The following is a 12369-nucleotide window of genomic DNA, read 5'->3' as shown; positions in this document are numbered from 1 at the left end:
CGTCGTGTTATCTCTATCGACTCCGGCCGCAATGATCTGCAGCTCGAACGCTTCGTCTCGGAGGAGCGGCGCCTCGGCCGCCTCACTGTCCTCGCGCATCGGCCAGCTCAACGACCTCGTCGTTCGCGAGCGCGTCGAAATATTGATCGAGCGCATGCATCGCCAGGCGGAAGCGCATCTTGGCGGTCTCGGGATCCTTTGTCCGCAACGACACGAACACCTTGTCGGCGACGGTTACGGTGGCGTGGGAATTACCGAGGGGGAGCGTAAGGGTGCGGCCGCGCGGTTCCGCGCAGCGCCGTCTTCACCTTCACGGTCAGATAGCACGATCCCGACTTGGTAGCCAAAGGATGAGGCATCGAAGAGCCATGGTGTGAAACCGCAGTGTGAAACCGGATACCACCCAAGTCCTTATCAATGCTTAACTCTTTGACGCGAAACGCGAAAAAGAGTGGTGCCCAGGAGAGGACTCGAACCTCCATATCGGGCTTCCAGTCATTGAAATTCAACGAGTTTTTTTTGGCCGCGTGGGTCGGGTGTTAAAGCGAAGTGGTGAAGCCGATAACTCCGCGTTAGTAGCATGATGGGGCATGAAATCCAACGCCGAAGAGCGGTCTGGATCGGTTACGACATCCGAGACGCAGATCGCTGGATTGACTCGAAATCTGTGCCGGAGATGCGGTGCACGGCGAGACATTGTCATAGAGCGCAATCGCTCGACCGGACGTGGCCAAGCAATGATGACTACCGCAACCACGGACGCTTCCGCCTGTGTTAGCCTCGCCTGCTGTCTTTGCCGGTTGCGCGCCGCTCGTTGATGCCGCGACGGAGCGAGCCAAGTCAGGCTTCCGATGTGCAGAGGCGCCCTTCTGCGTCCACCGATGGCGCGGTTCCCGGTTCCTCTCTGCGCCTGAGAAAGGCGAAGACGACGATCGCGGTGATGATTGTGATGGCGCAAAGCATCAGCAGCAGCGTCGCGAAGGCATCACCATAGGCCTGGACCAGCCCTGCGTGACCGATGCGCGGCAGGGCGCCGGCGGCGCTGGCGAGATCGCCCGTGACGAGCCGTTGAGCGGCCTGGGTCGCGTCGGCGCCAGCCCCTGCCACGGTTAGATGCCCCGCCGTCAGGGCCGACAGCACGGCGCTGACCAGGGCGAGCGCCACACCCTCTCCCGCGACGCGGGTGGTGCTGAAGATGCCGGTCGCCATGCCGGCGCGCTCCCTGGGCACGACGCTGACGGCAAGCCCGTCCATCAGCCCCCAGGGCAAGGCGATACCGATCCCGATCAGCGCCATCGGCGCGATCAGGCCCATGACGTCGCCACCGACCGGCATGCGGCACAGCCAGAACAGGCCGGCCGCGGACACCAGCAGGCCGACGCCGCAGATCGTCGCCGACGCGAACCAGCGCGTCAGCAGCCCCGCCGCGATCGGCAGGATCAGCAGCGGCGCGGACAGCGCGATCATCAGGCGGCCCGCCGCGATCTCGCTCAGTCCCTCGATGCCGATGAAGCGCACCGGCAGCAGGACCAGCAGCACGACGAAGGCATAGGCCGGCGCCGCCGCCAGTAACTGCACGCCGACGAAGCGCGGATAGCGGAACAGGGTCAAATCCAGCATCGGCCGCGCGACGCGACGTTCGATGATTCCGAAGGCGACGAACAGGACGACCGCGCCGGTGAGCAGTCCCATCACGGCAGGATCGCTCCATCCACGCTCGGGCGCCAGCAGCACGCCATAGGTGAACAGCGCGAGCGCCATTGTGAAGCTCAGCGCGCCGGGCCAGTCGAGCCCAGCGGCGTCCGGGTCGCGGGTTTCCTTCAGGAAGCGGGTTCCCAGCAGGAAGGAAAGCACGGCCAGCGTCACGACGAGCCCGAAGATGCTGCGCCAGCCGAAGGCGTCGATCATCAGGCCCGAGGCGATCGGCCCGAAGGCCAGGCCCACGCCGAAGCTCGTGCCGACGATGCTGAAGGCGCGGATGCGGGCCGGCCCGTCGAACTCCTGCGCCAACGCTGCCATGCCGCTGGAGAAGGCGGCGGCGGCCGCCATGCCTTGCGCCGCGCGCCCGAGGTCGAACCAGAGGATGTCGGGCGCGACGGCGAGCGCCGCGGAGAGGATCGCGAAGGCCCCGACGCCGATGAGGAAGACGTGCTTGCGGCCATAGGCGTCCGCCAGGGCGCCTGCCGCCATCAAGCTCGAGCCGAAGGTCAGCATGAAGGCGTTGGTCACCCAGTTGAGCGCGATCGGGCTGCCGCCGAGCGCCCGGCCAATCGCGGGCAGCGCCACGGCCGGCCCGGTGAAGGTCAGCGGCATCGCCGCCGCGGCGAGGCAGACGGCCAAGAGGATGAGCGCTTGCTCGGCCGCTTGAGGCCGTAATGTGGTTTTCGTCATGGCGTGATGTCCTGTCGATGCTCGGCCGCCGCACGACTGCACGAGCGTTCGCCTTTTCGTGCAAACAGGATAATCTGAAGGGAATGATCGCCTAAGTAGCGTCTGCGCCGATCTTATCGGAACAGAACGCTCGAATGACGGGTTTCGAAAGGGGTCTCCATGGACTCGTTAACGGGCCTGATGGCCTTTGTGCGCACCGCCGATCTCGGTAGCTTCGTCGCGGCCGGCCGCATGCTGGGCCTGTCGGCCTCCGCCGTCGGCAAGGCCGTCACCAAGCTCGAAGAGCAGCTCGGTATCCGCTTGCTGCAGCGCTCCACCCGCAGCCTGCGCCTGACCGAGGAGGGCCGCGCCTTTCACGAGCGCTGCCGGCGCATCCTGGACGATCTCGACGATGCCCGCGCCATGCTGACACGCACCATGGAGGCGCCGCGCGGCCGGCTGCGCATCAGCACGCCCATCGTGAGCTATCACCTGCTGCTGCCGGTGTTGCCCGAATTCATGGCGCTCTATCCGGACATCGAGGTCGATCTCGACTTCAACGATCGCATCGTCGACCTGATCGACGAGGGCATCGACGTTGCGATCCGCAGCGGCGACTTACCGGATTCACGCCTGATGGCGCGTCGCTTGCGGCCCTTCCAGATGCTGCTCTGCGCCGCGCCCGCCTATCTGGAGCGGCACGGCACACCGACCTGCCCGCGCGATCTCGACGGGCATCTCGGCATCCGCTTCCGCTATCCCAATAGCGGCAAGATCCAGACATGGCCTCTGACCCTGCCATCCGGCGACCCCGAACTGCGCACGCGCACGGTGATGACCTGCAACAACATGGAGGCGCTGCGCGGCGCCACCGTCGCCGGGCTCGGCATCGGCTGCATGCCCGACTTCTTGGCGCACGGGCCGCTGGCGCGGGGAGAACTGCGCACTTTGCTCGACGATCGCATCGATGCGCCCGGCCATTTCAGCCTGATCTGGCCCTCCAACCGCAACCTCTCGCCGAAGGTCCGCGTCTTCGTCGACTTCATCGGCGAACGCCTGTTTGCAGCCCGCTGCGAAACGGTTCTTCAGACAACCGTCATTCCGGGTTGAGCCAGCCTCCATGTCGACGGCTGCCGCGCCAATAGATGCTGTGCGACAGACTCGCTGCGCGCCTATCGCGACGTAGGCATCACCCACTTCATCATGTCGGATACGCCGTATCTGCAGGAGATCGCACGCCAGGGCGACCAGTTGCTGCCGCTGCTGCGGCCATGGGACGGTAAGCCTGCCTCGGAAAAGGCTCCTCGCACCGCCGTCAAAGCGAGCTTTTTGGCCTCCCGTCCGGCCAATCTTTGGAAGGTGATTTCATTGACGTAGCAGGCGATCAAAGAAATGATAGAGGCATCGGTTGCATTCATGGCGATCGATCGCGGGATTTGCTGGAGCAGCTTGCGCCGCGTCAAAAACGCTAAAAGCACCACGAAATATTCGTGGGCTCCGAATGGAGTCTGATGATGGGCCGACATCTCTGGGACAAGCCGAAGCGTCCGGCGATGCGCCGATGTTGCTTCCGGGATTAGCGGCCCAGATCTCCCAAAGCTAAAATTCACGGATCGATCCGACGCTGCTCCTTCGGCGAAGGAGGCCTGATGCCGTCGCCATGCATCGGCCTCGGCATTGGCATCGTGCGTCCGGTGAACCGCTCCAGGCCCAACTTCGAGCCGTGTCGCGAACGACGCCTGACCAAGACCCCCGGAGCTTGACCATGAAGATCGTGTCACTCGTGCCCAAACTCGCAACCTCCAGGCCGATACCTGCCAATCCGCCGGCCGCCGCAGATGCCGGTCTGTTTCGCACGGCGCTGCGCCAGCTCGCCGGGGGCGTCAGCGTCGTCACGACAGGGCGCGATCGCGATCGCACGGGGCTCGTCGCGACATCCGTCTCAGCGCTCTCGGCCGAGCCGCCGACGCTGATGTTCGGATTGAACCTGTCTTCGTCAAGCTTCCCCGTGTTGCGCAACCACGGAGCCTTCGCGGTCAATATCCTGGCGTCCAACCAGCAGCCGATCGCCGACAGGTTCGCGGGCCGAGGCGGTGAAAAAGGCCTGGCGCGCTATGCCGATGCGACCTGGACCCAAGGCGTCACCGGCGCTGCGCTGCTCGACGGCGCGCTCGCCAACCTCGACTGCGAGGTCGAGGAACGGATCGAGCGCCACTCCCACGCGATCGTCATCGGCCGGATTCGGGAGATCAGGATCGGAGGCGAGAACGCCGCGCTGCTCTATTGGCGGGGTGCCTATGAAAGTCTCGGTTGGCTGGCCGAAGAGGCCAATTCGGCCCTTGGCCAGCGCGCCCACTGACGGAGGCATGAGATGAGCTACGGTCTGAGCTTGCTCGACAAAAGCCCGGTCGCAGAGGGTGAAACCGGCGCTACCGCCCTGCAAAGAACCGTCGCGTTGGCGCAGAACGCCGAGCGGCTCGGCTATCGGCGCTTCTGGGTCGCCGAACATCATGGCTTTGCCGGACTCGCCAGCTCGGCCCCTGAAGTGCTGATTGCCTATCTTGCAGCGCGTACCCGAACCATCCGGATCGGCTCCGGCGGAGTCCTGCTGCCGCATTACAGCCCCTACAAGGTCGCCGAGATCTTCAACGTCCTGGCTTCGCTGGCGCCGGACCGGATCGATCTCGGCATCGGCCGGGCTCCTGGCGGGTTTCCGGCCTCGACCAAGGCGTTGAGGGCACTGCATGCGCCGGGTCCGGCCCCCTCTTTCGACAGCGCGCTTGCGGAGCTGGATGGCTTCCTTGGTGTCGACGCCGTCACAGGACCGGAAACCGAAGCCCGTGCCTTGCCGCAGCCCGCCATTCTGCCGGAGCGCTTCCTGCTCGGCGGCAGCCCCGACAGCGCCCGACTCGCGGCTCGGCGCGGCTGGAATTTCGTCTATGCGGGGCAGCACAATGGTGACGAGAAAGCCATCGAAGCAAGCTTCGCGGCCTACATCAAAGCGGGTGGCAAAGGCCTGCTCCTTCTTGCCCTAACGGCGCTCGTCGCCAGCACGACCGAAGAGGCACGCGGCCTGACGGAGATGCTGAAGTCGGTCCGCGTGACGCTTGAAGACGGTCACAGCGTCAATCTGAGCAGCGAGGAGCAGGCCGCCGAATATGCGCGGCAGGCGGGTTCTGCCTCCTACGCCACGGAGATTCGCAAACCCCAGGTCCTGGCCGGTACGACGCGGCAGGTGCGTCGCGAACTGGACCAGCTGCAGGCGCGCTTCGGTATCAGCGAATTCATCATCGACACGCCGCCCGTGGCGGCCGCCAAGCGCCTCGATTCCGTGCTGCAGCTCGCTGGCGAAGCGCCGGCGCTGGCAGCCTGATGGCTCTCGAAAGGGTGACGACCATGTCAAAGACACGCCTGACCTTCGGCCTGATGCTCCAGGGCGCCGGCAGCCACATGAACTCGTGGCGCCACCCGAGCAATCCGCCCGATGCCAGCGTCAATCTCGACTTCTTCATCCGCAACGCCCGTAAGGCCGAGCAGAACGGCATCGCCTTCGCCTTCATTGCCGATGGGCTCTACATCAACGAGAAGTCGATCCCGCATTTCCTGAACCGTTTCGAGCCGCTGACGATCCTCTCGGCGCTCGCGGTCGCGACGAAGAAGCTTGGTCTGGTCGGCACCGTATCGACCTCCTACAGCGACCCTTTCACGATCGCCCGGCAGTTCGCTTCGCTGGACCTGATCAGTGGCGGGCGTGCCGGTTGGAACGCGGTGACCTCGCCGCTCGAAGGGTCGGGCCGCAATTACAGCCGGTCTCATCCCGAGCACGCGCTGCGCTACGAGATCGCCCAGGAATATCTCGATATCGCCAAGGGGCTATGGGATTCCTGGGACGACGATGCTTTCCCACGAGACCGGGAGAGCGGCCGCTTCTTCGACCGCGAGAAGCTGCACACGCTCGGCTACAAGGGCCGCTTCTTTCAGGTCGAGGGACCGCTGAACATCCAGCGCTCGCCCCAGGGGCAGCCGGTGCTGTTCCAGGCCGGCGCCTCCGAGGCCGGCATCGGTCTTGCCGGCAAACATGCCGATGCCGTCTTCGCCAATCATGTCCCTCTGGAAGAGGCGCAGGCGCTGTATCGCGCCATCAAGACGAGCGCCGTCGCGCAAGGCCGCAGCGCCGATGACGTCAAGTTGTTTCCGGGCGCAGGCCCGATCGTCGGCCGCACCTCGGCCGAAGCCGAGGAGAAATACCGCGCGATCCGCGAACTGATCTCCATCGATGAAGCGCTCGCTTATCTCGGCCGCTACTTCGACCATCACGATTTCAGCGCCTATTCCTTGGATGCGCCTTTCCCGGATCTCGGCGACATCGGCAAGAACAGCTTTCGCTCCACCACCGACCGCATCAAGCGCAATGCCGCCCTCAAACGCCAGACGCTTCGCGAGGCCGCGTTGGAGGCGGCGACGCCGCGCACCGACCTGATCGGCGCGGCGGACGAGGTTGCCGACCGGCTGATCGAGCGGGTCGAGAAACAGGCCGCGGACGGCTTCGTGCTCGGCTTCCCGGTCCTCGGGCAAGGCCTCGACGACTTCGTCGAGCTGGTCATTCCCGTCCTGGAAGAGCGCGGCGTCTACGACCGCAACCTCCCCGGCCGGACCCTGCGCGACCATCTCGGCCTGCCGCGCCGCGAGAGCCGCTACGCGCGCAATGCCGGCGCGGCGACCGTGCGCAAGGCCGGCTGAATTCGCCGCCATCCCTTCATCAGAAAGGCTCCGAACATGGCCGATCAGTTCCTTTACACCACCCCGCTCGACCCGCTCGCCCAGCCCCTGGTCGAGCAGCTGACCTGGGAATACGCGACCCGCTATGGCAGCTATTTCGGCGAGGCACCGGGCGCCGAGATGAGCCGTTATCCGGCCGAGCTGTTCGCGCCGCCGGATGGCAATTTCGTTCTGCTGCTGCGTGACGGCCGCGCCGTCGCGGGCGGTGCCTTCAAGCGCTACGACGCGCGCACCGCCGAGATGAAACGCATTTGGACCCACAGCGACGTCCGCCGCCAGGGTCTGGCCCGCATCATCGTCGCCGAGCTGGAAGCGCAGGCCCTTCGACAGGGTTACGGCAGGTTCTACCTGACCACCGGCTTCCGCCAGCCGGAGGCGAAGGGCCTCTATCTGGAGACCGGCTACACGCCGCTCTTCGACGTCTCGGTCGACCCCGAGATCTACGGGAAGCTGGCCTTCGAGAAGAACCTGGCCGCTGTCCCGGCCCAGGGCGCAAGGCCGCCCGACGCGGTCGTCTCGCGCAACGCAGCCTGACGGCCCGCACTCACGCCCTCATTACCAGAGCCAGCCATGACCCTCGCCAGCGACTTCGCGGGCCTACCCGCGCACGCCCATAAACCAGCCCCGGTGCGCGATTTCAGTCGCCTGCGGATTGTTCCTGCACGCTATCCGGGCCGCATCGTCGGTACGGTCTTCGCCGGTGTCGTGATCTTCGCGATCCTGAATTCCGTGCTGTCCAATCCGCGCTGGGGCTGGGATGTCTTCGCGGAGTGGTTCTTTGCCGAGCCGGTGCTGGTCGGACTCGGACGCACGCTGCTGCTGACGCTGCTCGGGACGGTCTTCGGCTTCCTGCTGGGAACGGTGCTGGCGCTCGCGCGGGTCTCGGGCTCGCCGCTGCTCGCTTCTCTGTCTTGGGGCTATGTCTGGCTGTTCCGCTCGATCCCGCTGATCGTTCTGCTGCTGATCCTGAACAATCTCGGCTATCTCTACAGCACGATCTGGCTCGGCATCCCCTTCACCGACATCACCTTTGCCTCCTGGCAAACGACGCAACTGATCACGCCTTCCCTCGCCGCCGTGCTGGGGCTCACACTCAACGCGGCCGCCTTTTCTTCCGAGATCGTACGCGGCGGCATCCTCTCCGTCGATCACGGCCAGCACGAGGCGGCGGCGGCGCTTGGCTTGCCAAAAAGCCGTCAGATTTCCCGCATCGTTCTGCCGCAGGCGATGCGCTCGATCCTGCCGACCGCGTTCAACGAGATAATCAGCCTCGCCAAGGGCACCAGCCAAGTCTACATCCTGGCCCTGCCGGAGCTGTTCTACACCATCCAGGTCATCTATCGGCGCAATCTCGAGGTCATCCCGCTGCTGATGGTGGCGACGATCTGGTACCTCGTCATCCTCAGCGTCCTCTCTTTCTTCCAGCGCCATATCGAGCGGCATTACGCGCGCGGCGCCCTGCGCAATCCGCCTCCTTCGGCGCTCGACTGGGCGCTGCGCCGGTTCCGGCCAGCCATTGCCCCGCATAAAGCGGCGATAGTGTCCGCTCCCCCGAGAGCTGCATCGCCAGCCCCGGGTTCGCTTGCGACGCTTAGCCGGCGCGGCGGGGGCGAGATCCGCATCAGCCATGTCTCGAAGAGCTTCGGGACGCTGAAGGTGCTCGACGATGTCAGCCTGTCGCTGAAGGCCGGCAGCGTCACCGCCATCATCGGCCAGTCAGGCTCGGGCAAGTCGACGCTGCTGCGCGCGATCAACCATCTGGAGCGCGTCGACGAAGGCTTCATCGCCATCGACAGCGAACTGATCGGCTACCGGCAGGATGGCGACACGCTCTACGAGCTGAAGGAAAAGGAGATCCTGAAGCGCCGCGTCGATGTCGGCATGGTGTTCCAGAACTTCAATCTCTTCCCGCACCTGACCGCGATCGAGAACATCATCGAGGCGCCGGTGACGGTGCGTGGCCTGTCGCGCGAGCAGGCCCTGACCGAGGCGCGCGAGCTGCTGGCCCGCGTCGGCCTCACCGAGAAGGCGAACGCTTATCCGCGCCAGCTTTCCGGCGGCCAGCAGCAGCGCGTCGCCATCGCTCGCGCACTCGCTTTGAAGCCCAAGGTCCTGCTCTTCGACGAACCAACCTCTGCGCTCGACCCCGAGCTCGTCGGCGAAGTGCTCGACGTCATCCAGGAGCTCGCGCGCTCCGGCACGACGCTGGTGATCGTTACCCACGAGATCGGCTTCGCCCGCGAGGTCGCCGACCAGATCGTCTTCATGGAGGCAGGCCGCATCCTCGAAAGCGGCACCCCGGCCCAAGTGCTGGGCACGCCCGACCATCCCCGCACCCGCGAATTTCTCGCCAAGGTGCTCTGACGTTTCTCCCATCGGACAAGGATCCCGACCATGCTGACCCGCCGCCATTCGCTCGGCCTTCTTGCCGGCGCTGCTTCCTCCGCGCTCCTGCCAGCCCGCGTCTTCGCTCAGCAGACGATCGATCTCTCGCCCGAGCAACCCGGCCGGGTCCGGGCCGAGCGCGACGAGGAGGCGATCGGGCTTATCGCCAAGGAGGCGAAGTTCGCCAAAGACGGAGTGTTTACCGTCGCCAACAATGCCGGCCGCTTCCCCTTCGGCGGCTATGCCACCGACACAAAAACGATTGTCGGCGCGGAGCCCGACATCGCCCAGCTCGTGGCCGACGCGCTCGGCCGCAAGCTCGAGATCGTTCCGACCGCCTGGGCCGACTGGCCGCTGGGTGTCGTCTCCGGCAAGTTCGATGCCGTCATCTCGAACGTCACGGTCACCGAGCAGCGCAAGGAGAAGTTCGACTTTTCGACCTACCGCAAGGATTTGCTCGGCTTCTACGTGAAGAAGGGCAACGAGATCGTCATCCGCGACCCCCGCGATGTCGCCGGGCTGAAAGTCATCGTCGGCGCCGGCACCAACCAGGAGCAGATCCTGCTGCGCTGGAACGATGCCAATGTGAAGGCCGGGCTGAAGCCGGTCGAGGCGCAGTATTACGACGACGATGTCGTGCTGTACCTCGCGCTCGAATCCGGGCGTGCCGATGCCTATCTTGGTCCCAACGCGCTGCTGAGCTTCAAATCCGCGCAGCAGGGCAAGACGCGGCTCGCCGGCAATTTCAGCGGCGGCTGGCCCGTGCTCGCCGAGATCGCGGTCACGACCCGAAAGGGTGCTGGGCTCGCCGACGCGATCACCCAGGCGCTCAATACGCAGATCCGAAACGGCAACTACGCCAAGGCTCTGGCGCGCTGGAACCTTTCCACTGAGGCGATCGAGCAATCGCGCACCAACCCGCCCGGACTGCCGAAGGCGTGACCGGTAGCCATCGCCTTTGGACAAAGGAGTTTCCATGATCCCGCGATGGACCTTGCTGTCGCTTCTCCTCGGCGCGCTGACGGCAGCGAGCCTCGGGCCGGCCAGAGCCCAGAATTCACCGTTCGACCTCGGCCCTGAACAGCCCGGTCGCATCCGAGCGGAGAAGGACCCGGCGGCGATCGCACGCCTGCCGAAAGGCCTGCTCTTCGCCGAGCCGGGAAGCCTGACCATCGCGATCAACCCAGGCGGGCCGCCGCTGGCGACCTATGCGACGGATGCCAGGACGATCATCGGGGCCGACCCCGATTTCGCGCTGCTTCTCGCCGACAGCCTGGGGCTGAAGCTCAACCTCGTCGCCGTCGCCTGGGCAGACTGGCCGCTCGGGCTGACATCGGGAAAATACGACGCCGTCATTTCGAATGTCGGCGTCACCGAGCAGCGCAAGGTGAAGTTCGACTTCTCGACTTACCGCCAGGGCTTGCACGGCTTTTTCGTCAAGGCCGATAGCGGCATCGCTGCGATCCGTGAGCCGAAGGATGCGGCGGGCCTGCGCATCGCCGTCGGCGGCGGCACCAACCAGGAGCGCATCCTGCTCGAGTGGAGCAAGCAGAACGTCGCGGCCGGGCTGAAGCCGATCGAACTCCAGCTGTTCGACGACGAGGCAGCAAGGCTCGTCTCGCTGCGCTCCGGCCGGACGGATGTTCTCGTGCAGCCGCATGCGCAGCTTGTCTTCATCGCCGCCCGAGACCAGGACATCAAACGGGTGGGCACGCTCAGCGCCGGCTGGCCGCTGAAGTCGGACGTCGCCGTCACGACACGAAAAGGGAGCGGCCTCGTCGACGCGCTCACGCTCGCCACGAACGATCTCATCGCCAATGGCAAATACGATCAGGCGCTGGCGCGATGGCGCCTTGAAGAAGAGGCTCTGTCGCGGTCGGAAACCAACCCGCCCGGGTTGCCGAAATACTGATCCGCCCCCAGGCTCAAAAACATCGATTGGCCTTAGGTGCCGGCCCCGCCCTGCTGCCGGCCCGCATTCCGGCGAACAATCACTGGACCGATATCACGAGGCTCATCATGACCAGCGTCAACAACCGCCGACCCGATCATCCGATCGACACGCTTTTCCTTGAACGATGGTCGCCGCGCGCCTTCACGGGTGACGTCATCGAGAAAAGCGATCTGCTGCGGCTGTTCGAGGCCGCGCGGTGGGCGCCATCGTCCTACAACGCTCAACCCTGGCGCTTCGTCTATGCCCGAAGAGGTGAAGACCACTGGGAGCGGCTGTTGGGGCTCCTGAACCCGTTCAACGCGTCCTGGGCGAAAGACGCCTCGGCCCTCATTGCCATCGTCTCGAATCAGACGTTCATCGTTCCGGGCAAGGACGAGGCGACCGCCAACTATTCGCACTCCTTCGATGCCGGCGCTGCATGGGCGTCGCTTGCCTTGCAGGCTTCGTTGCTCGGCTGGCAGGCGCACGGCATGGCAGGCTTCGACCATGCGCGGGCCATCTCCGAACTCAACCTGCCGGACGGATTTAGACCGGAAGCGATCGTCGCCATCGGTAAGCCGGGCGACGCTTCACAGCTCCCGGAGGCGCTCCGGGCACGCGAGGTTCCAAGCCAGCGCAACCCGATTTCCGATCATATTTTTGAAGGTCGCTTCACAGCGTGAGAGTTCTAACCTGAGCGGAGATTTGCGCCGTGATCGGAGGGCGCGACGAAACTCGTTCCGACGGCTGAACCTTTAGACACGCTACTCTACGCCGTTTCCCGAGATCCGCTAGCCGCCCGAATGCAGTCTTTCGAAGAAACGAACGACCCGACAGTTCGGCATCTGTATTTGGCACTTTGCGCCAGGAGCTCGACGCTAAGAAGCAGACATTCAAGCGCG

11 protein-coding genes and 1 pseudogene are annotated in these 12369 nt (G+C 65.1%); 10 read left to right on the top strand and 2 right to left on the bottom strand.

From position 1 onward, the window contains the following. Positions 1-82: 82 nt before the first annotated feature. Complete coding sequence (locus tag AC1DR6_RS11930) at positions 83-214, bottom strand: hypothetical protein (protein ID WP_476829449.1); 132 nt, start codon at positions 212-214, stop codon at positions 83-85. A gap of 626 nt (positions 215-840) precedes the next feature. Continuing rightward, the gene (locus tag AC1DR6_RS11925) at positions 841-2391 is read right to left on the bottom strand and encodes an MFS transporter (RefSeq protein WP_476829448.1); all 1551 of its coding nucleotides are present in this window, start codon (positions 2389-2391) and stop codon (positions 841-843) included. A gap of 159 nt (positions 2392-2550) precedes the next feature. On the opposite strand from AC1DR6_RS11925, the gene AC1DR6_RS11920 reads away from it, so the two are divergent. From AC1DR6_RS11920 to AC1DR6_RS11875, 10 genes and pseudogenes are all read left to right on the top strand, one after another. Continuing rightward, entirely contained in the window at positions 2551-3480 is a 930-nt protein-coding gene (locus AC1DR6_RS11920) for a LysR family transcriptional regulator (protein WP_476829447.1), read from the top strand. A gap of 51 nt (positions 3481-3531) precedes the next feature. Continuing rightward, a pseudogene (locus AC1DR6_RS11915) lies at positions 3532-3639 on the top strand (LLM class flavin-dependent oxidoreductase); the annotation flags it as partial. Positions 3640-4135: 496 nt separating this feature from the next. Then, positions 4136-4729, top strand: a complete 594-nt coding sequence (locus AC1DR6_RS11910) for a flavin reductase family protein (protein ID WP_476829446.1) — start codon at positions 4136-4138, stop codon at positions 4727-4729. Between the two features lie 12 nt (positions 4730-4741). Continuing rightward, positions 4742-5743 (top strand): MsnO8 family LLM class oxidoreductase, encoded by a 1002-nt coding sequence (locus AC1DR6_RS11905; RefSeq protein ID WP_476829445.1) that lies wholly within the window; start codon positions 4742-4744, stop codon positions 5741-5743. A gap of 23 nt (positions 5744-5766) precedes the next feature. After that, positions 5767-7110, top strand: coding sequence for an LLM class flavin-dependent oxidoreductase (locus tag AC1DR6_RS11900; RefSeq protein ID WP_476829444.1), 1344 nt, complete (start codon positions 5767-5769; stop codon positions 7108-7110). Between the two features lie 36 nt (positions 7111-7146). Continuing rightward, positions 7147-7683 carry a GNAT family N-acetyltransferase gene (locus tag AC1DR6_RS11895; protein WP_476829443.1) on the top strand — a complete coding sequence of 179 codons (537 nt, stop codon included), beginning with the start codon at positions 7147-7149 and terminating at the stop codon, positions 7681-7683. 36 nt (positions 7684-7719) lie between these two features. Continuing rightward, the gene (locus tag AC1DR6_RS11890; RefSeq protein ID WP_476829442.1) at positions 7720-9513 is read left to right on the top strand and encodes an amino acid ABC transporter permease/ATP-binding protein; all 1794 of its coding nucleotides are present in this window, start codon (positions 7720-7722) and stop codon (positions 9511-9513) included. A gap of 30 nt (positions 9514-9543) precedes the next feature. Continuing rightward, positions 9544-10476 (top strand): ABC transporter substrate-binding protein, encoded by a 933-nt coding sequence (locus AC1DR6_RS11885; protein WP_476829441.1) that lies wholly within the window; start codon positions 9544-9546, stop codon positions 10474-10476. 34 nt (positions 10477-10510) lie between these two features. Further along, positions 10511-11446 carry an ABC transporter substrate-binding protein gene (locus AC1DR6_RS11880; RefSeq protein ID WP_476829440.1) on the top strand — a complete coding sequence of 312 codons (936 nt, stop codon included), beginning with the start codon at positions 10511-10513 and terminating at the stop codon, positions 11444-11446. A 107-nt stretch (positions 11447-11553) separates the two neighbouring features. Next, complete coding sequence (locus tag AC1DR6_RS11875; RefSeq protein ID WP_476829439.1) at positions 11554-12150, top strand: nitroreductase family protein; 597 nt, start codon at positions 11554-11556, stop codon at positions 12148-12150. Positions 12151-12369: the final 219 nt, after the last annotated feature.

The organism is Allobosea sp. P5_A5, from assembly GCF_056400625.1.
The sequence above is the reverse complement of the archived record's forward strand: the minus strand, read 5'-3'. Positions and strand labels throughout refer to the sequence as shown.

What these genes read in the sequence shown, in the direction of transcription:
- AC1DR6_RS11925 (WP_476829448.1), bottom strand. Translation starts at nt 2,391, where the DNA reads ATGACGAAAACCACATTACGGCCTCAAGCGGCCGAGCAAGCGCTCATC.
- AC1DR6_RS11920 (WP_476829447.1), top strand. Translation starts at nt 2,551, where the DNA reads ATGGACTCGTTAACGGGCCTGATGGCCTTTGTGCGCACCGCCGATCTC.
- AC1DR6_RS11910 (WP_476829446.1), top strand. Translation starts at nt 4,136, where the DNA reads ATGAAGATCGTGTCACTCGTGCCCAAACTCGCAACCTCCAGGCCGATA.
- AC1DR6_RS11905 (WP_476829445.1), top strand. Translation starts at nt 4,742, where the DNA reads ATGAGCTACGGTCTGAGCTTGCTCGACAAAAGCCCGGTCGCAGAGGGT.
- AC1DR6_RS11900 (WP_476829444.1), top strand. Translation starts at nt 5,767, where the DNA reads ATGTCAAAGACACGCCTGACCTTCGGCCTGATGCTCCAGGGCGCCGGC.
- AC1DR6_RS11895 (WP_476829443.1), top strand. Translation starts at nt 7,147, where the DNA reads ATGGCCGATCAGTTCCTTTACACCACCCCGCTCGACCCGCTCGCCCAG.
- AC1DR6_RS11890 (WP_476829442.1), top strand. Translation starts at nt 7,720, where the DNA reads ATGACCCTCGCCAGCGACTTCGCGGGCCTACCCGCGCACGCCCATAAA.
- AC1DR6_RS11885 (WP_476829441.1), top strand. Translation starts at nt 9,544, where the DNA reads ATGCTGACCCGCCGCCATTCGCTCGGCCTTCTTGCCGGCGCTGCTTCC.
- AC1DR6_RS11880 (WP_476829440.1), top strand. Translation starts at nt 10,511, where the DNA reads ATGATCCCGCGATGGACCTTGCTGTCGCTTCTCCTCGGCGCGCTGACG.
- AC1DR6_RS11875 (WP_476829439.1), top strand. Translation starts at nt 11,554, where the DNA reads ATGACCAGCGTCAACAACCGCCGACCCGATCATCCGATCGACACGCTT.